The sequence below is a fragment of the Bradyrhizobium sp. McL0616 genome (assembly GCF_049993385.1).
In the GTDB taxonomy this organism is placed as follows: Bacteria; Pseudomonadota; Alphaproteobacteria; order Rhizobiales; family Xanthobacteraceae; genus Bradyrhizobium.
In genome coordinates, this window is the sequence record NZ_CP188255.1 from 7,230,841 (window position 1) to 7,249,640 (window position 18,800).

An 18,800-nucleotide genomic window follows, 5' to 3' on the forward strand; every position below is an offset into this window, starting at 1 on the left:
ACCGATCAGAGCGGATGCAGCACGCGGCGCAAAAAGTCCTGCGTGCGCGGATGCTGGGGTTGATTGAGCAGCGCCTTGGCCGGCCCTTGCTCGACGATGACGCCGCCATCGATGAACAGCACGCGGTCGGCGACGTCGCGGGCAAAGCCCATCTCGTGGGTGACAACGACCATGGTCATGCCGTCGTCGGCAAGCTTGCGCATCACGCCGAGGACGTCGCCGACGAGTTCGGGATCCAGCGCCGAGGTCGGTTCGTCAAACAGAATCGCCTTGGGCTGCATCGCAAGTGCGCGCGCGATGGCGACACGCTGCTGCTGGCCACCGGAGAGCTGCGGCGGATGCGCGTCGGCCTTTTCGGCCAAACCCACTTGCACAAGCAGCGCGCGGCCGCGATCGAGCGCCTGCGCACGCTGCTCCTTCTTCACATAAAGCGGCCCCTCGACGACGTTCTCAAGCACCGTTCGATGCGGGAACAGGTTGAAGCGCTGGAACACCATCGAGACCTGAGTGCGGACTTTCACGATCGAAGTCGCATCGCGATCGACCTTCAAGCCCTCGACGCTGATCTCGCCGCGGTCGTAGCTTTCGAGCCCGTTAATGCAGCGCAGGATGGTGGACTTGCCCGAACCGGAGGGGCCGATGATGCAGACCACCTCGCCCTTCTCGACCGAGGCCGTGATGCCCTTGAGCACCTCGTTCTGGCCAAAGCTCTTGTGGACGTCGGTGAGCTCGATCATTTCTTGCCCGCCCGCTTCTCGAAGTGGCGGACCAGCAGGATCAGCGGAATGCTCATGGTGAGATACATCAGCGCCACCATCGTGAACACGTTGGTGTTCTTGAAGGTCGAGGACGCGATCAGCTTGCCTTGAAGCGCGAGCTCGGCGACCGTGATGGTCGAGGCTTGCGAGGAATCTTTCAGCATCATGATCATGACGTTGCCGTAGGGCGGCAGCACAATCCGCACTGCCTGTGGCAGCACCACACGGCGCATGGTCAGCCACCAGCCCATGCCGATCGACTGCGCCGCCTCGATCTGGCCCTTGTCGATTGCCTCGATGCCGGCGCGGAAATTTTCGGCCTGATAAGCCGAATAGGCGATGCCGAGCCCGAGGATCGCAGCCTGCAAGGCCGACAACGTGACGCCGAGGTCGGGCATTACGAAATAGAGGTAGAACAGGAGCACGATGATCGGGATGCCCCGGATCACGTTGATCAGGCTGGCGCTGAGCATCGACAGCACCTTGATGCCGGAGACCCGCATCATCGCCCAGACCAGGCCCAGCACCGTCGAGAGCAGCAGCGAGCCGATGGTGACGACGATCGTCAGCACGACGCCGCTCATCAGGATCGGGAAGAACTCGACGGCGTCGTGCCAGAAGCCTTTCATCGGCCAGCCTTCGATGAGCTTCTCATCAGCCCTGAGCCTTCAGGCCCCATTTGTCGAGGATCTTGTCGATGGTGCCGTTGGCTTTGAGCTTGGCAAGCGAGGCGTTGATCTTGCCAAGCAGTGCGGTCTCGCCCTTGCGCACGCCGATGCCGACCGAGCCGACGGTGACAGGCTTGTAGCCGTCGACGAGACGCACCTCTGGGAAGCCGCCCTGCTTCAGATTGTAGGCGAGGATCGGGTAGTCGGCGTAGCCGGCCTTGAGGCGGCCGGTGTTCACGTCGCGCAGGATGTCGGGGATGGTGTCGTAAGCCTTGACGTCGGCGAACAGGCCGGACTTCTTCAGCGCGTCGACGAAAGCGGTGCCGACCTGGGCGCCGACGGTCTCACCCTTCAGATCGTCCTGCGTGGCATAGGCCTTGGTGTCGGCCTTCGGCACCACGAGGCCTTCACCATAGGTGTAGATCGGGTCGGAGAAGTCGACGACCTCTTTCCGCGGCGCGGTGATAAACATCGCAGCCGCAATGACGTCGATCTTGCTCGAGGTCAACGACGGGATCAGCGCCGAGAACTGCATCGGCTCGATCTGCACGTTGAAGCCGGCATCCTTGCCGACTTCGGTGATGAGATCGACCATGATACCCTGGATGGTGTTGGTCTTGGTGTCGAGGAAGGTAAAGGGAATGCCTGTCGGCGTCGAGCCGACCTTCAGCACCTGCTGCGCCGTGGCCGGCGCCACGACAGCAATCGCGATTGCCGCGACCGCGGCCAGACCAAAACGCTTCATCGCATCCCCCTTTGGGTCCGGCCGATGCGGCGCTCGCCAATGTCGTGATCGCACACATTGCGGGCCGAGCCGTTTCGGCCTATTTTCACCAATATGAAATTTTGGTCACACTTTTGCGGACGATGCAAGAAGTTTTCATGCACATGAAGGAAGCGGTTTGACGTGAGCGGTGGCAAAAGAATGCGCAAACCGGCCGCCGCAAAAGCGGTCAAGAAGGCCGGGAACGGCAAGAAGGCTATCGCGAAGCCCGCCGAGCCTGCAATGGACATCGCCGTCGGCCGCCGCATCCGCGATCTCCGGCGGGTCAGGCAGTTCTCGCTCGAAACTGTCGCGGCGCGCACGGAGCTGTCGATCGGCTTCCTCAGCCAGATCGAGCGCGGCCTGTCGTCCCCCTCGCTGCGCGTGCTGGCAACGCTCTCCGACGTGCTCGGCGTCGGCATCGCCGCGCTGTTCGGCGCGAGCCCAAGCGCCGATGGCGCATCCGATCAGGTGGTGACGCGCGGGCTGCAGCGGCCCGAACTGAAACTCTGGCGCACCGGCGTGTCGAAGCAATTGCTGAGCCCGGCGAGCGCCGACAACAAGCTCAATTTGTTTCTGGTGCATCTGGAGCCCGGCGGCTCGACCGGAGACGAGCTCTATACGCACGACGGCGAAGAAGCCGGTCTCGTGCTCGAAGGCGAGATGCTGCTGACGGTGGACAGCGAGACATGGTCGCTGAAAACGGGCGACAGCTTTCGGTTTGCGAGCCGCCGGCCGCACCGGTTTTCCAATCCGGCGCAGGATGCGAAGGCCGTGGTGCTGTGGGTGAATTGCGTGACGGGCGCGGGTTAGCTCTCTCGTCCCTCCGCGAGCACGCTCCCAGTCCCGTCTTCCTGAGGTGCGAGGCTTGCGATGCGATCGCATCGCAAGGGGAGCCTCGAAGGATGCACGGCCCCGATGCAGCCGGGCCGTCGCCCTTCGAAGGCCGCTGAAGAAGCGGCCACCTCAGGGTGACAGTGATGGAGTGGGCAACGCGATGCTTCCACACCGTCATTGCGAGCGCAGCGACGCAATCCAGACTGCCGCTGCGGTGAGATCCTGGATTGCTTCGCTTCGCGCACAATGACGAGAGGATGGAGTCTTAGCCGAACCGATGTTCGTACCGGTCCACCGTCAGCGCGCTGACATCGACATCCGGTTTCTTGCCCGACAGCATGTCCGCGAGCACGCGCCCCGAACCACAGGACATGGTCCAGCCGAGCGTGCCGTGGCCGGTGTTGAGGTGCAGGTTGGCGTATTGCGTCGCGCCTATCACCGGCGGGCCGTCCGGCGTCATCGGACGCAGGCCGCTCCAGAATGTTGCCTTCGAGAGATCGCCGCCGCGCGGGAACAGATCGGTCAGCGAGTGATCGAGCGTGGCGCGGCGCGCGTCGTAGAGCTTGCTCGAGAAGCCGGAGATTTCGGCGGTGCCGCCGACGCGGATGCGATTGCCGAGCCGCGTGATCGCGACCTTGTAGCTCTCGTCCATCACGGTCGATTCCGGCGCGCCGGAGGCGTCCTTGATCGGCACCGTGATGGAATAGCCCTTCACCGGATAGACCGGCAGGGAAATGCCGAGCGGCGCAACCAGCCGCGACGACCAGCTTCCGAGTGCGAGGACATAGGCGTCGGCCTGCAACATTCCGGCGCTGGTCGCGACACCGCTGACGCGCGCGCCATCCGTGACGATGCGATCGATGCCGGTGTTGAACATGAAGCGCACGCCGAGCGCCTCGGCGTGCTTGGCCAGCGCCTGCGTGAACATGTGGCAGTCGCCGGTCTCGTCCTGCGGCAGACGAAGCCCGCCGGCGAACTTCTCCTTCACGCCGGCAAGCGCCGGCTCGACGGCGATGCAGCCTTCGCGGCTCAGCACCTCGTAAGGAACGCCATATTGCTTGAGCACAGCGATGTCTTCGCCCGTACCATCGAGCTGGGACTGATAACGAAACAGCTGGAGCGTGCCCTGCGAGCGCTCGTCATATTGAATGCCGATATCTCGGCGCAGATCGCGCAGGCAATCGCGGCTATATTCCGCGATCGGAATCATCCGGCTCTTGTTGACCGCGTAGCGCGCGCTGGTGCAGTTGCGCAGCATCTTGAGCAGCCAGACCCACATCACCGGATCGAGCTTCGGCCGGATCACCAGCGGGCCGTGCTTCATCAGAAGCCACTTGATCGCCTTCACCGGCACGCCGGGGCCGGCCCAGGGCGAGGAATAGCCGGGCGACACCTCGCCGGCATTGGCGAAAGAGGTCTCCAGCGCCGGCTCGGGCTGACGGTCGACGACCGTCACCTCATGACCGGCGCGCGCGAGGTAGTAGGCGGAGGTGACACCGATGACACCGCTGCCGAGGATCAGAACTTTCACGCTTCGTCAAACTCCCGCGGCATCACGTTCGCCGCTGCAAGAAGAAACTCTCGCAACGGCGAGAGCAATTATCAGGCCACCCGCTTGATGGCGTCGCCCAGGATCGACACGATGTCGTCGATGTGGCTCTTCTCGACGATAAGGGGGGGCGACAGCGCGAAGGAGTCGCCGCTCATGCGGAAGTATAGCCCGCGATTGAAGCAGTCGACCATGACGTCGTAGCCGCGCGCACCGACCGTACCATCACGCGACGACAGCTCGACCGCGCCCATCAGGCCGCAATTGCGGATATCGACGACGTTCGGCAGGCCCTTCAGCGAATGCAACGCATCGCCCCAGTACTCAGCGATCGACGCACCGCGCGTGAGCAGGCCCTCGTCCTTGTAGATGTCGAGCGTCGCGATGCCGGCGGCGCAGGCCGTCGGATGCGCCGAATAGGTGTAGCCGTGGAACAGCTCCATCTGGTTCTCCGGACCGACCATCAGGCCGTCGTGAACCTTGCGGCTCGCGAACACCGCGCCGCAGGGAATGGTGCCGTTGGTGATACCCTTGGCGGTCGTCATCAGGTCCGGCGTGACGCCGAAGAAGTCGGCGGCGAACGGCGTACCGAGGCGGCCGAAGCCGGTGATGACCTCGTCGAAGATCAGCAGAATGCCGTGCTTGTCGCAGATCTCGCGCAGGCGCTTGAGATAGCCCTTCGGCGGCGGCAGCACCGCAGTCGAACCCGGCACCGGCTCGACGATGACGGCAGCGATCGTGTCGGCGCCATGCAGGCCGACCAGACGCTCGAGATCGTCGGCGAGCTCGGCGCCATGCTCGGGCTGATCCTTGGCGAAGGCGTTGCGGCCGAGATCATGGGTGTGACGGATATGGTCGACGCCCGGCAGATGCGTTGCAAAGGCGCGGCGGTTGGCGACCATGCCGCCGACCGACATGCCGCCGAAGCCGACGCCGTGATAGCCACGCTCGCGGCCGATCAGGCGGGTGCGGCTCGCCTGTCCGTTGGCACGATGATAGGCCAGCGCGATCTTCAGCGCGGTGTCGACCGACTCGGACCCGGAATTGGTGAAGAAGATACGGTCGAGGCCCTTCGGCGCGATCTCGGCGAGGCGCTCGGCGAAGTCGAACGCCAGCGGGTGGCCCATCTGGAACGACGGCGCGAAGTCCAGCGTCATCAGCTGCCGCTCGACCGCAGCGGCGATCTGCTTGCGGCCGTGGCCGGCATTGACGCACCAGAGGCCGGCGGAGCCGTCGATCACCTTGCGGCCGTCGACTGTTGTGTAGTGCATGCCCTCGGCCGAGGAGAACAGCCGCGGCGCCTTCTTGAACTGCCGGTTAGCCGTGAACGGCATCCAGAACGAATCGGTCTTGATGGTGTTCGGAATCTGATGAAGGGTCACGGGCCACGCTCCTTTGCTGACCTGACAGCAGAGCCACGGCTTCAAAGGCGCAACAAGTCCTTTTCTGCTCGCCCATAAGCCATTGATTTGACTGGGGCTGCTGGTCCATATTTGCGCGATCCGCAACACTCGCAACAGGGACCAGGGGCATGAGCGTCGACATCGGTGGACGGCTGCGATTCATCCGGGCGCGCCAGAAGCTGTCGCAGCGGGAACTCGCCAAGCGCGCCGGCGTCACCAATTCGACGATTTCGCTGATCGAATCCAACCAGATGAATCCGTCGGTGGGTGCGCTCAAGCGCATCCTCGACGGCATTCCGATGGGGCTCGCCGAGTTCTTCGCGCTGGAGCCGGAGACGCGACGCAAGATCTTCTACCGCTCAGAGGAGCTGACCGAGGTGGGCAAGAAGCCGATCTCGTATCGGCAAGTAGGCGACAATCTGTTCGGCCGCAACTTGCAGATCCTGAAAGAGCGCTACGAGCCCGGCAGCGACACCGGGCGCGTTCACCTCGTCCATGACGGCGAGGAAGGCGGCATCGTGATCTCAGGCAAACTCGAGGTCACCGTCGAGGACGAACGCCGCATCCTCAATCCCGGCGATGCCTATTATTTCGAGAGCCGCCGCCCGCATCGCTTCCGCTGCGTCGGCGGCAAGCCGTGCGAAGTGATCTCGGCCTGCACGCCGCCGACGTTTTGAAACGCATCATAATTATCCGGGATCTTACGGAGTCCACCGGTGTCTTACGGAGCTTGATCCATCTCAATTTCCGCCGGCCGATCCTCTATATCTTGCGAGCCGTAGCCAGAGCTCGCCATGAAGACCACGCTTGCCAATGCAGAAGCCGCGCTCGACGAAGTTCAGCGCGATACCAGCAGGCTCCATTCACGGGAGCTGCGCAAGGCTATCGAAAAATACATCGAAGAGCAGAGAGAGCAGATCAAGGCTCTTCGCCGGATGATGAATTAATCCGGTTACCAGAGCGACACTAGGCGCGCTCCCGACCACCTGAACCGAAGCGCCGCAGCGGACGACCAAGATCCAGGACGTCCCGTTTCGCGGAGTGCATCACCATGGCGAGCCGCATTGGCCTCGTGGCGCGCCTGATCGGCGCAGCGCTGCTGGCATGCATCGCGACCGCGGCGCAGGCCGAGAAGCGCGTCGCGCTGGTGATCGGCAATTCGGCCTACCAGACGGTTGCCAGGCTGCCTAACTCGGCGGCCGACGCCCGTCTGATGTCGGATACGCTGCTCTCGCTCGGCTTCTTCGTGGTCGGCGGCGCCGCGCAGGTCGATCTCGACAAGGCGGGCTTCGACCGCGCGTTGCAAGCCTTCAGCCAGGAGTTGATCGGCGCTGACGTGGCGCTGTTCTACTTTGCCGGTCACGGCGTTGAAACGCACGGCCTCAACTACATCGTACCCGTCGACGCCCATCCGGCGGATGAGGGCGATGTGTTCGTGCAGGCGGTGGGCCTTGCCGGCGTGCTCGATCAGATGGAGAAATCCGGCGCCAAGATCAACCTGATGCTGCTCGATGCCTGCCGCAACAATCCGTTCAGCGGCCAGGGCCTTCGCGGCGATGCCGGCGGACTGGCCCAGATGCAGGCCCCGCCGGGCACGCTCATTTCATTCGCCACACAGCCACGCAGCGTGGCGCTCGACGGCGACAACGGCCACAGCCCCTATACGCGCGCGCTGGCCGACGCCATGCAGCAACAGGGTCACGGGCTGTTCAGGACTTTCAACGAGATGGGATTGGCGGTGGAGAAGGCCACTCACGGCCAGCAATTGCCATGGGTTGCGTCGTCTCCGATCGCGACCAGCTTCTACTTCGCCGGCAAACCTGTGCCGCCTGCGCCGATGCAGGCGGCGCTGACGCCGCCGACAGATGTGTCGCCGGCACGACCGTCAGACGCGACGTCACGTCGCGATCTCGTTACCGACTGCGATCGCCTGGCAGGAATGCCGTCTGACGCGCTCGGTGCAGAGGGCGAGCCGGGCGTAGCATTCGAGAAGATCAAGGCGGCTGAAGCGACCGCCGCCTGCAATGACGCCATGCAACGCTACCCGGACGTCGCACGGCTCGCCTACCAGGCCGGCCGAGCCGCCACCGCCCGCAAAGACTATTCGGAAGCGCTTCGTCTGTACGAGAAGGCTGCAGCCGCGGGCTATCCGACAGCGATGCATAACATCGGCGTGCTTTACGCCACCGGCGAAGGCGTCAAGAAGGACAACGCCGAGGCCGCGCGCTGGTACAAGAAGGCATCTGACGCGGGCGATCCCCTCGGGATGCTGGAGCTCGGCTGGCTCTACGCCTTCGGAGAGGGCAACGCCAGGAATTGCCCGGAAGCGATCAGGCTCAACGAGGCTGCGGTCAAGGCCGGCGTTGGGGCGGCGATGAACAATCTCGGCCTGCTCTACATGCGGGGCCGCTGTGTCGAGCGCGATTATGCAGAGGCGCGCCGTCTGTTCGAGCAGGGGGCTGCGCTGAACGACGACTCCGCCTTGAACAGCCTTGGCTCGATGTACAACGAGGCCCAAGGCGTGCCGCGCAACACGCGGCTCGCCCGGGAATTGTTCGAGAGATCGGCCGCGCAGGGTTACGCGCTCGCCCGGCAGAACCTGCGCGACATGCGTCGCTAGCGGCGCAGAGCCGTCACAGCTGCGTCAGCAATTCCTCGATCCGGATCGGAAAACGGCGCACCCGCACGCCGGTCGCATGCCAGACCGCATTTGCGACTGCGCCCGCGCTGCCGGTGATGCCGATCTCGCCGACGCCCTTGATGCCGAGCGCATTCACATGCGGATCGTGCTCCTCGACCGTGATGACGTCGAGCGGCGGCACGTCGGCATTCACGGGGATGTGGTATTCGCCGAGATTGGCATTCATGATCCGGCCGCTGCGGCGGTCGGTGATGGCCTCCTCGTGCAGCGCGAACGACATGCCCCAGATCATGCCGCCGAACAGCTGGCTCTTCACCAGATGCGGGTTGACGATGCGCCCCGCCGCGAAGGCACCGACCATACGGGTGACGCGGATCTGGCCGAGCTCGGGATCGACCTTCACTTCGGCGAACACCGCGCCATGCGCGTGCATCGCGTATTCCTCCATCGCCGCGGGGTTCGGCGCACCAGTGCCGCGCGCCTCGACTTCGGCGACGCCGGCGCGCGCGAGAATCTCGGCATAGCTTTCGCTGCGACTCTCATCGTCGCGCCGGATCAGCCTGCCATCGCGCGCAATCACGCCGGCATTACCGGCGCCGAACAGCGGCGAGCGTTCGTCGTTCGTAGCAAGATCGGCAAGTTTTGCGACCACGGCCGCACCGGCGCTGTGGATCGCAGCACCGGCGGTCGCGGTGTGTGCCGAGCCACCCGCGATGCCGGCATCGGGCAGGTCGGACGTTCCGGCCTTGAACTCGACGCGGTCGATATCGAGGCCGAGTTCGTCGGCCGCGATCTGGGCCAGTGCCGTCCAGGCGCCCTGCCCCATGTCATGCGCGCCGATCTCCATCACGCCGGAGCCGTCGCGGCGAACCACCGCGCGTGCTTGCGCCTGGAACATCAGCGCAGGGAAGGTCGCGGTGCCCATGCCCCAGCCGACCAGCAAGCCGGCATCGTCACGCATCTGCCGCGGCTGGAGCGGCCGCTTCGCCCAGCCGAAGCGCGTCGCGCCCTGCTCGTAGCAGGCGCGCAGCGCCTTTGACGAAAACGGCTTTCCCGTGATCGGCTCGACCTCCGCGTAGTTCTTCAAGCGGAAGGCGAGCGGATCGATGCCGCAGGCCCAGGCCATCTCGTCGATCGCGCTTTCCAGTGCGATCGACCCGGTCGCCTCACCGGGCGCCCGCATGAACAGAGGCGTGCCGGTATTGACGCGCACCGCATCATGCGAGGTGCGGATCGCGGGACTGGCATAGAGCGTATGCGAGGCATCGGCAGCAGGCTCGTAGAAATCGTCGAACGTGCTCGACACGGTTCTGGCATGGTGATCGAGCGCGGTCAGGCGACCCTCGGCGTCAGTGCCGATGCGCAGCCGCTGGCGCGTCGGCGCGCGATGGCCGACCGGGCCATACATCTGCTCGCGGCGCAGCACCAGCTTGACCGGCTTGCCGACGAGCTTTGCGGCCATGACCCCGAGCACCGGCGGACCGGCCATCAGTCCCTTGGAGCCGAATCCGCCGCCGAGGAATGGGCTGCGGATATGGATCTTGTCCGGTGCAATGCCGAACAGCTCGGCGATGCGCCCGAGCGACAGCATCAAGCCCTGGGTCGGCATGTCGACCGAGAGATTGTCACCGTCCCAGTGAGCGACGATCGCATGCGGCTCCATGGCGTTGTGATATTGCGGCGGCGTCTCGTAGGTGGCCTCGATTCGCTTCTCGGCGGAGGCAAGGCCTGCCTCGACATCGCCGCGGTGATTTTGCGTAGGATTGCCGACACCGACGACCGCCGGCACGAAACTTTCGCCGGCATCCAGGCCAACAAGCGCAGGCAGCGTCTCATAACGTGGTGCCAGCAACACAGCACCTTCGGTCGCTGCCTCAAGCGTATCGGCAATCACGACAGCGATCGGCTGGTTGGCGTAGCGGACCTCGTCGCTCTGCAGCACTTCCATCCGGAACACGAACGGATTGGTCTTGATCTCGGGATCGATCGCGAGCGGCGGCTTGTGGCTCGACGTCATCACATCGACAACGCCGGGATGGCGCTTGGCGGCGGCGACATCGAGCGAGGTCACGCGGCCGCGCGCGATGCTGGACACCGCCATTACGGCAAACAGCATGCCGGGCGGATGGTTGTCGGCGGCGTAGGTCGCCTGCCCCTTGACCTTGAGGACGCCGTCGCGGCGGGTCAGCGGCTGGCCGATGCTCGAACCGTGCCGCAAATGAGCGGGAGCGCTGGTGAGATTAAGCTCAGACATGGATGGCTCCGGGCGTCGAGGCAAAGGGTGATGCCGGCAGCGCCGGCAGGCGTGCGGGCGTGCCGGCGGCGGCAAGCGTCAGCGCGCGCACGACGATGCGGCGTGCGAGCTCGATCTTGAAGGCGTTGTCCCCGGACGGCTTTGCGTCGGTGAGTGCGCGCCAGGCGGCCTCCTGGAAGGCGTCCGCGGTGGGCGAGACATCTTTCAGAACATCTTCTGCTGCGCGGGTGCGCCAGGGCTTTGCGGCGACACCGCCAAGCGCCAGCCGCGCCTCCTTGATCTTGCCGTCCTCGATCCGGAACGCCGCCGCGGCCGAAACGACGGCAAAGGCATAGGAGGTGCGCTCGCGAACCTTCAGGTAGCGCGCGTGTGCAGCAAAGCCACGCGCCGCGGGCGGCAGACGCACCGCGACGATGAGGTCACCGGGTTCGAGAGCGGAGTCGCGCTCGGGCGCGTTGCCCGGTAGGCGATGCAGCGCGTCGAGCGCGATCTCGCGCCGGCCGCTCCTGCCTTCGATTTCCACGACGGCATCGAGCGCGACCAGAGGCACGCAGAAGTCGGACGGATTCGTCGCGATGCAGCTCTCGCTCCAGCCGAGCACGGCGTGCGTCCGGTTCTCACCGTCGCGCGCGTCGCAGCCGCTGCCGGCTTCGCGCTTGTTGCAGCGGCTGGCGGTGTCGTAGAAATACGCGCAGCGGGTCCGCTGCAGGAGATTGCCACCCACAGTGGCGGCATTGCGAAGTTGCGCGGAGGCGCCGGAGAGAAGTGCTTCGGCAATGGCTGGATAGGACTTCGCGAACTCCATATCATGCGCAAGATCGGCGTTGCTGACCAGCGCGCCAATGCGCAACGCCCCGTCAGCGAGGTGCTCGATCTCGTCCAGTCCTTCGAGATGCGTGATATCGACCAAGCGATCCGGACGGCTGACGCCGCCTTTCATCAGATCGAGTAGATTGGTGCCAGCGGCGAGATAGACCGCGCCCGGCTGGGCCGCGGCGGCAACGGCCTCGGCGACCGTGGCGGGCCTGACGTAATCGAACTGTTTCATGCAGAGCGCCTCTGAGTGGATTCGTCCATGCTGCCGGCCTGCGCCTCGAGCACGGCATCGACGATGCCGGCGTAAGCGCCGCAGCGGCAGAGATTGCCGCTCATGCATTCGCGGATGCGTTCGGGATCGTTGCCGGCCTGGGCTTCATGCATCATGCCGATCGCGCTCATGATCTGGCCGGGCGTACAAAAACCGCACTGAAAACCGTCATGGGCGATGAACGCGGCCTGGACGGGGTGAAGCTGGTCGCCGCGCGCAACGCCTTCGATGGTGAGGATGTTGGCACCGTCATGGCTGATGGCGAGCGCGAGGCAGGAATTGATGCGCTTGCCGTCGACGAGAATGGTGCAGGCACCGCATTGGCCGCGGTCGCATCCCTTCTTGGTTCCGGTCAAATGGAGGCGCTCACGCAGGAGATCGAGCAGCGTCACGCGCGGATCGTCGAGGACGAATTCGCGCTGCGCACCGTTCACGGTGAGGCTGATGGAGTGGTTCATATAAGGCTCCGATCAGATATGGACATGAGCGACCGCGCGGCGCGCCACCTCCGTGGCCACCGTCGATCTTGCGCCGCGCGGACAAGATCCGGGCCGACACCTCAGCGAAGATACGGAGGCACCCTCCGTTTAACAAGGGCCGGCCGAAAATATTTGGAATTCGTCAAAAGCCCGTGCGCAGACAACGCGGTGCAGCCCTGCAAGGGTTCAATCTAACCAATTCGTGATCTACATTACCGGCATGGACGACCACATAGACCAGACCCGAAAGCCCCGCGCCGATGCCGTGCGCAATCGCGAGCGCGTGCTCGAAGCGGCCAAGGCCGTGTTCAACGCGGCCGGACCGGAGGCGAGCCTGGAGGCCGTGGCAAAACGCGCCGGCGTCGGCATCGGCACGCTCTATCGGCATTTCCCCGCGCGCGAGGATCTGTTCGAGGCGGTGTACCGGCGCGAGGTCGAGCAGCTCAGCGAACTCGCCGAGCAATTGAAGACCGCCAAGGATCCGGTCGATGCGTTGCGACGCTGGCTGCGCTCCAATGTCGAATTCGTTGCCACGAAAAAAGGCATGTCGGCGGCGCTGGCGCTGACGTTCCAGAGTTCGTCGGAACTCGCGGCGTTCTCGATGGACCGGCTGACCAAGGCGATTGGTTCCCTGCTCGATCGTGCGGTCGCGGCTGGCCAGATGCGCGCTGATGTCAGCCCGGAGGACCTGCTGCGGGCCTTGGTCGGCATGTGTTACATGCACGACCAGCCCGGCTGGCAATCCTCGGTGTTGCGGATGCTCGACGTGTTCGTGGACGGACTGCGCGTGCAGCCGGGCACCAAGACGAAGGCACGCGCGGCCAGGCCGGCAAAGACGGCCGCAAAGCGGAAGCGATAGCGCATCCCGCTTTGTCCCAAAGTCGTGCTAGGATCGCTGCCGCCGGCCTATCAACGCGGAGCCTGTCATGCGCGTCGCAGTCTTGCTCGTCGCTCTCAGTATCGCTTTCAGCCCGATCGCCGCATTCGCCGACGACGTCACAACGGCACAGGGCGTCATTCGCGCCCAGGAGCAGGCCTTTGGCCACGACGATGCGGCGACCGCCTATTCCTACGCAGCACCAGCGGTCAGGCAGATCTTCCCGGCGCCCGACATTTTTATGTCGATGGTGCAGAACGGCTACGCGCCGGTCTACCGGCACAAGAGCTTTGAGTTCGGCGACAGCAAGACCGAAGGCAGCTCGATCGCCCAGCGCGTCCACATCATCGATGCCAATGGCGAAGCCTGGGAAGCACTCTATACGCTCGAGCAGCAGGCCGACGGCAGCTACAAGATCACCGGCTGCTCGCTGCTGAAGGCGGGCCAGGCTGTTTAGGTCGCAAAGCCCGGTCCGGCCCTGGTCGCATTCATCCGCGAGCGGATCAGCAGTGTCAGGACGATGACGACATTGACCGCGTTCCAGACCACGCCGTTGGCGAAGGCGGCGGCATAGGAGCCAGTGGCGTCGAAAATAACGCCCGAGACCCAGCCGCCGAAGGACATGCCGAATACGGACGCAAAGATCACGATGCCGACACGCGTTGCGGCTTCGCTGGCCGGCATCGCCTCGCGCACGATGATGGCGTAGCTCGGCACGATGCCGCCCTGGAACAGGCCGAACATCGCGGAGATCAGATAGAGCGAAGTCAGGCTGTCGAAGAACAAATAGAACACCAGTGCAAAACCCTGGGCCACCGAACCGATCAGCAGCGTCGGGATGCCGCCGATCTTGTCGGCGAGATAGCCCGAGCCGATGCGGCTGACGATACCGCAGGCCATCATCAACGACAGCATCTCCGCGCCACGCGCCACGCCAAATCCGAGGTCGCCGCAATAGGCGACGATATGCACCTGCGGCATCGCCATCGCCACGCAGCAGGCAATGGATGCGATCGAGAGCAGCACCGTCAGCGTGTTGGTCGAGAGCTTGAGGTCGACCCGCGGCGGCGGCGCGTTGGCGTGATTGCGAACCTTGTCGTCGCCCATCTGCGAACGCAGGACCAGCACCAGGATCGTCATCAGGCTGGCGCAGACGATGCCGATGCCGATGTGCGTGGTGCGCCAGCCGATTGTCTGCATGCCAAAACTCACGACCGGCGGCCATATCGTGCCGGCGACGTAGTTGCCGCTCGCGACGATGGTCACAGCAAGCCCGCGATAGCGCTCGAACCAGTGCGAGGCCTCAGCCATCAGCGGCGCAAAGGTCGCCGAGGTGCCGAGGCCGATCAGAAAGTAGGCCGCGACGAACTGCCAAAGCTGCGTCGACAATCCCGCCAGCAAATTGGCGATGCCAAGGAACGCAATGCTGATCGCCATCGCCTGCACGATACCGAAGCGGTCGGTGATCTTGCCGGCGATCACGCCGCCGAGGCCGAAGCCGAACATCATCAGGGTGAAGGCGAGCGACACCGCACCACGTGTCGCGGCGAACTCGGTCTGCACCACCGGGATCACGACCACGACCGCCCACATGCCGACGGCGCCGATCGAGCCGATCATCAGCGCAATGACGAGCCGCACCCAGGCCTGACGGGAGTCAGGGGTGAAGGAAGCTGGTCTTTGTCCTGGGTGATTTGGTGCGTGCACGGCGGGACCATGTTCGCTGATGGCCTCATGGTCAAGCATCGTGCCGCGATATTGGGCATGCGCGGTGCGCTGCGGTAAGAAGGAGCTTGGCGGATGCACGGTTTGCCATTAGTTTACAATCTGCGTGTGCGACATTGCCGCGCAAAGAGCATGTCGGCGGAATGTTGCGGCAATTGACACGATCGATGCGGATCAGGGTGGGGCGCCTCATTGCCCTCGCCTATCTGTTCTGCGTGCTCGCGCCGGCAGCAAGCCTTGCCTGGGGCAGCGGTCCAGCACCGTGCCTTGATGATGCGCTGCTGGCCGATCTCGTGCCGGTGCATCATCAAGTGGTGGCGAACCACACCCATGACAGCAGCGTGGCGCATGACCATGCCGGCACGCAGGCGCATCACCAGACCGCCGCGCAGGACACACCCGCCCCGCATCATCATGATGGCAAGGGCAAGGTGGGCCCGTGCTGCGCGATGATGTGCGTAAGCGCGCTGCCAGCCGATTTGCCCAGCGTCGCCAAGCCGCTCCAGCCGATCTCCGCCTGCGCGCCCGAGATCGTGGCCAGCCTGCACAGCGAGGCGCCGCCCCTGCTCTATCGCCCCCCCATCGCCTGATCTGACACGACGACGTCAGGCCGAGCGCGCATCTCGCGCGCGAGAACCTGTGGTCTCCAGACAGATCAGGGATGAATCATGCTTACGCTTTCCGGGGCGAAGTCCGCCGCCGCATCTTCGGCGCGTGGACAAGGCTCTCTAATCAATTGGCTGCCAGTGGCCGTGATAGTGCTGGCGCTGTCCGGCTGCATGCCGGCCACGACGCCAATGACCGCTGCCGATCCCGCCGATCCCGCGGCCAAGGTCGCACGCGCCGGCTATCGTTCGACGATCGCGCCCTACACCGGCCTGCGGCCCGCAACGCCGGCGCCGTGGAGCGAGCGCAACGGCGCTGCCGCGCCGCAAGCCAAGCAAGACCAGTAGGGGCGCGCCATGGCACATCATTTCGCGCGGGGCCTGCTCGTCTTCCCCGCGCTCAGTGTTTCCGGCTGCGCCGCGTTCTCGCCGGACAGCGGCATGAATGCGGTCTCGGAACTCACGAGCCAGACCATCAAGAAAGATGTCGCCTTCGTCCGCTCTGCCGAGGGCGCGGAGACGGTCAACGCCACTGTCCGCGGGCTGCTGTCGCGGACGCTGAGCGCCGATGCAGCCGTGCAGATCGCGCTGCTCAACAACAAGGGGCTGCAAGCCGCCTATAACGAACTGGCGCTGGCCGAGACTGATCTCGTCGAGCAGAGCCTGCCGCCCAATCCGGTGTTCTCAGTCTTGCGAATCTCGGGCAATGGCGCCAGCGAGATCGAGCGCCAGGTCGTCGGCGACATCCTGGCGCTGGCGACGTTGCCGTTCCGCACCGACATCGCACGCGACCATTTTCGCCAAGCGCAGTTGCGCGCGGCGCTGACGACCCTGCGGCTCGCCGCCGACGTGCGCCGCGCCCATGTCCGAGCGATCACCGCCAACGAGATGGTGCTGCTGCTGACAGACGCGAAATCGACGGCGGAATCGACAGCGCAGCTCGCCGTCAAGCTCGGCGAGACCGGCTCGATCAACAAGCTCGACCAGGCCCGCGAGCAGGTGTTTTACGCCGAGACCACCGCCGATCTCGCCACCGCGCGGCAGACGGCGACGAGCGCGCGCGAAAAGCTGGCGCGGCTGATGGGATTGTGGGACGACGGCCTCGATTTCCGCCTTCCCAACGCGTTGCCGCCATTGCCGCGCCGGCCGCAGGCGCTGCCCTCGATCGAGGCCGATGCGGTCGCTCATCGCATTGATCTCCAGATCACGCGGCTGGAACTGACGGCGCTCGCAAAGTCGTTGAACCTCACCGAGGCAACGCGCTTCGTCACCCTGCTCGATCTCGCCGGGATCTCCCGCCGCACCAAGGATCCCGAAGGCGCGCCGTTCCGCGAACGCGGCTTTGACGTGCAATTCCAGATCCCGATCTTCGACGGCGGCGAGGTGCGGGTGCGGCAGGCGGCTGAGACCTACAATCTCGCTTTCAACCGCCTGACCGAGCGCGCCGTCAACGTCCGCTCGGACGCGCGCGATGCTTACCGCACCTACCGGTCCACCTACGACATCGCGACCCACTACCAGCGCGAGATCCTGCCTCTGCGAAAGATCATCACCGAGGAGATGCAGCTGCGTTTCTCCAGCATGCAGGTCGACATCTTCGCGCTGCTAACCGAAGCGCGGCAGCACCTCGCTTCGATGCGAGGCGCGATCGATGCCAGGCAAAATTTCTTCCTCGCCCAGTCCGACTTGCAGACTGCCGTCAATGGCGGCGGCACGCCCGCGCCCGGCGGCGACAATTCCACCACTATCGCCGCGGCAGCGCCTGCCGATGGCGGCCACTGACATGGAGGCCAGCATGTTTTCCCGCCGAGGATTTTTGGGCACTGCCGCGCTCGTCAGCGCAAGCGCGATTCAAGGCCGCGTTCAGGCCGCATCGATTCCGGAAGCCGCGCATATGGATAAGGCGGTGATGCAGCCGCCGCTGCATCCAAGCAGCGGCCCTGACTATCGCCCCGTGGTCACGCTCAACGGCTGGACGCTGCCGTTCCGGATGAACGGCGACTGGAAGGAATTCCATCTCGTCGCCGAGCCCGTGGTGCGCGAATTCGCCGAAGGCATGAAGGTGAATCTGTGGGGCTATAACGGCCAGTCGCCCGGTCCGACCATCGAGGCGGTGGAAGGCGACAAGGTCCGCATCTTCGTCACCAACAAATTGCCCGAATACACCAGCGTGCACTGGCACGGCATGATCGTGCCGAGCGGCATGGACGGCGTCGGCGGATTGACCCAGCCGCACATCGAGCCCGGGAAAACCTTCGTCTACGAGTTCGAGATGAAGAAGAGCGGGACCTTCATGTACCACCCGCATTCCGACGAGATGGTGCAGATGGCGATGGGCATGATGGGCATGGTCGTCGTGCATCCTCGCGATCCGAATTTCCGTCCCGTCGACCGCGACTTCGTCTTCGTGATGAGCACCTATCGCGTCGATCCCGGCACGTATCTGCCGCGGGTCAACGAGATGACCGACTTCAACATGTGGACCTGGAATGCACGGGTGTTTCCCGGCATCGATCCGCTGCCGGTCAGGCTCGGCGACAAGGTGCGCGTGCGCATCGGCAATCTCAGCATGGACAACCACCCCATCCATTTGCACGGCCACAGCTTTGCGGTGACCTGCACCGATGGCGGCTGGATTCCTGAGAGCGCGCAATATCCGGAGACGACGACCGACGTGCCGGTTGGTGCGGTGCGCGTGTTCGACGTTCTCGCCGACAATCCCGGCGACTGGGCGTTCCACTGCCACAAATCGCATCACACCATGAATGCGATGGGCCACGACATGCGCAACATGATCGGCGTGTCGCGCAAGGATCTCGCCAAGGCCGTCGGCAAGCTGGCGCCCGATGGCATGGCGATGGGTTCGACCGGCATGGCAATGGGCAACATGGAAATGCCCGCGCCCGACAACACGCTGCCGATGATGACCGGCACCGGCCAGTTCGGACCGATCGAGATGGGCGGCATGTTCACGGTGATGAAGATCCGCGAGGGGATGGCGCACGACGATTACCGCGACCCCGGCCCCTATCAATTTCCGCAAGGCACCGTCGCCTACGAGGTCGCTTCACCTGCGGCGGAGCCGGCGCGGCAGCCCGCCACGCCAATGCAGAAGATGAAGATGTGAGCATTTCGATGAACCACCAACTGGAGA

General features: G+C 64.7%; 19 protein-coding genes. 10 read left to right on the forward strand and 9 right to left on the reverse strand.

Translation table 11 applies throughout. The annotated features are described in order from the left end of the window. Positions 1-5: 5 nt before the first annotated feature. The 3 genes from ACPPVR_RS34715 to ACPPVR_RS34725 are packed head-to-tail and all read right to left on the reverse strand — an operon-like array spanning position 6 to position 2,171. On the reverse strand, positions 6-737 hold the full coding sequence (locus ACPPVR_RS34715; RefSeq protein WP_426611020.1) for an amino acid ABC transporter ATP-binding protein: 732 nt from the start codon (positions 735-737) through the stop codon (positions 6-8). Next, positions 734-1,387 carry an amino acid ABC transporter permease gene (locus tag ACPPVR_RS34720; RefSeq protein WP_426611021.1) on the reverse strand — a complete coding sequence of 218 codons (654 nt, stop codon included), beginning with the start codon at positions 1,385-1,387 and terminating at the stop codon, positions 734-736. Before ACPPVR_RS34720 ends, ACPPVR_RS34715 begins: the two co-directional genes overlap by 4 nt. A 25-nt stretch (positions 1,388-1,412) precedes the next feature. Continuing rightward, positions 1,413-2,171, reverse strand: a complete 759-nt coding sequence (locus ACPPVR_RS34725; protein ID WP_426611022.1) for an ABC transporter substrate-binding protein — start codon at positions 2,169-2,171, stop codon at positions 1,413-1,415. 180 nt (positions 2,172-2,351) lie between these two features. Between ACPPVR_RS34725 and ACPPVR_RS34730 the strand changes: the two genes are divergently transcribed. Continuing rightward, a complete protein-coding gene (locus tag ACPPVR_RS34730) occupies positions 2,352-3,002 on the forward strand; it encodes a helix-turn-helix domain-containing protein (RefSeq protein WP_426611023.1) in 651 nt (216 codons plus the stop codon). A gap of 289 nt (positions 3,003-3,291) precedes the next feature. Here the strand turns inward: ACPPVR_RS34730 and ACPPVR_RS34735 are convergent, their stop codons facing one another. Continuing rightward, on the reverse strand, positions 3,292-4,557 hold the full coding sequence (locus ACPPVR_RS34735; RefSeq protein ID WP_426611024.1) for a D-amino acid dehydrogenase: 1,266 nt from the start codon (positions 4,555-4,557) through the stop codon (positions 3,292-3,294). A 71-nt stretch (positions 4,558-4,628) separates the two neighbouring features. Continuing rightward, complete coding sequence (locus ACPPVR_RS34740; protein ID WP_426611025.1) at positions 4,629-5,957, reverse strand: aspartate aminotransferase family protein; 1,329 nt, start codon at positions 5,955-5,957, stop codon at positions 4,629-4,631. Positions 5,958-6,106: 149 nt separating this feature from the next. Between ACPPVR_RS34740 and ACPPVR_RS34745 the strand changes: the two genes are divergently transcribed. From ACPPVR_RS34745 to ACPPVR_RS34755, 3 genes are all read left to right on the forward strand, one after another. Continuing rightward, positions 6,107-6,655: a cupin domain-containing protein gene (locus tag ACPPVR_RS34745; RefSeq protein WP_426611026.1), complete on the forward strand. Its 549-nt coding sequence runs from the start codon at positions 6,107-6,109 to the stop codon at positions 6,653-6,655. 117 nt (positions 6,656-6,772) lie between these two features. Continuing rightward, complete coding sequence (locus ACPPVR_RS34750; RefSeq protein ID WP_426611027.1) at positions 6,773-6,925, forward strand: hypothetical protein; 153 nt, start codon at positions 6,773-6,775, stop codon at positions 6,923-6,925. 104 nt (positions 6,926-7,029) lie between these two features. Beyond that, entirely contained in the window at positions 7,030-8,598 is a 1,569-nt protein-coding gene (locus ACPPVR_RS34755; protein ID WP_426611028.1) for a caspase family protein, read from the forward strand. A gap of 13 nt (positions 8,599-8,611) precedes the next feature. On the opposite strand, the gene ACPPVR_RS34760 is transcribed toward ACPPVR_RS34755, so the two are convergent. Genes ACPPVR_RS34760 through ACPPVR_RS34770 form a run of 3 tightly spaced genes read right to left on the reverse strand, consistent with a single transcriptional unit; the run spans position 8,612 to position 12,418 of the window. Beyond that, the gene (locus ACPPVR_RS34760) at positions 8,612-10,873 is read right to left on the reverse strand and encodes a xanthine dehydrogenase family protein molybdopterin-binding subunit (RefSeq protein ID WP_426611029.1); all 2,262 of its coding nucleotides are present in this window, start codon (positions 10,871-10,873) and stop codon (positions 8,612-8,614) included. Next, a complete protein-coding gene (locus tag ACPPVR_RS34765) occupies positions 10,866-11,921 on the reverse strand; it encodes an FAD binding domain-containing protein (protein ID WP_426611030.1) in 1,056 nt (351 codons plus the stop codon). The genes ACPPVR_RS34760 and ACPPVR_RS34765 overlap by 8 nt, the downstream gene beginning before the upstream one ends. Next, complete coding sequence (locus ACPPVR_RS34770) at positions 11,918-12,418, reverse strand: (2Fe-2S)-binding protein (RefSeq protein WP_426611031.1); 501 nt, start codon at positions 12,416-12,418, stop codon at positions 11,918-11,920. Before ACPPVR_RS34770 ends, ACPPVR_RS34765 begins: the two co-directional genes overlap by 4 nt. A 241-nt stretch (positions 12,419-12,659) precedes the next feature. Here ACPPVR_RS34770 and ACPPVR_RS34775 point away from each other — a divergent pair, with 241 nt between their 5' ends. Then, complete coding sequence (locus ACPPVR_RS34775) at positions 12,660-13,298, forward strand: TetR/AcrR family transcriptional regulator (RefSeq protein WP_426616242.1); 639 nt, start codon at positions 12,660-12,662, stop codon at positions 13,296-13,298. A gap of 67 nt (positions 13,299-13,365) precedes the next feature. Then, positions 13,366-13,773, forward strand: a complete 408-nt coding sequence (locus ACPPVR_RS34780; RefSeq protein WP_426611032.1) for a DUF4864 domain-containing protein — start codon at positions 13,366-13,368, stop codon at positions 13,771-13,773. Here the strand turns inward: ACPPVR_RS34780 and ACPPVR_RS34785 are convergent. Further along, complete coding sequence (locus tag ACPPVR_RS34785; RefSeq protein WP_426611033.1) at positions 13,770-14,957, reverse strand: MFS transporter; 1,188 nt, start codon at positions 14,955-14,957, stop codon at positions 13,770-13,772. The two genes, ACPPVR_RS34780 and ACPPVR_RS34785, sit on opposite strands and share 4 nt — an antisense overlap. 227 nt (positions 14,958-15,184) lie before the next feature. Here ACPPVR_RS34785 and ACPPVR_RS34790 point away from each other — a divergent pair, with 227 nt between their 5' ends. From ACPPVR_RS34790 to ACPPVR_RS34805, 4 genes are all read left to right on the forward strand, one after another. Beyond that, on the forward strand, positions 15,185-15,631 hold the full coding sequence (locus ACPPVR_RS34790) for a hypothetical protein (protein ID WP_426611034.1): 447 nt from the start codon (positions 15,185-15,187) through the stop codon (positions 15,629-15,631). 78 nt (positions 15,632-15,709) lie between these two features. Beyond that, positions 15,710-15,994: a hypothetical protein gene (locus ACPPVR_RS34795; protein WP_426611035.1), complete on the forward strand. Its 285-nt coding sequence runs from the start codon at positions 15,710-15,712 to the stop codon at positions 15,992-15,994. A 9-nt stretch (positions 15,995-16,003) separates the two neighbouring features. Beyond that, entirely contained in the window at positions 16,004-17,428 is a 1,425-nt protein-coding gene (locus ACPPVR_RS34800) for a TolC family protein (protein WP_426611036.1), read from the forward strand. 13 nt (positions 17,429-17,441) lie between these two features. Further along, on the forward strand, positions 17,442-18,773 hold the full coding sequence (locus ACPPVR_RS34805; protein ID WP_426611037.1) for a copper oxidase: 1,332 nt from the start codon (positions 17,442-17,444) through the stop codon (positions 18,771-18,773). The last annotated feature ends 27 nt before the right edge of the window (positions 18,774-18,800 follow it).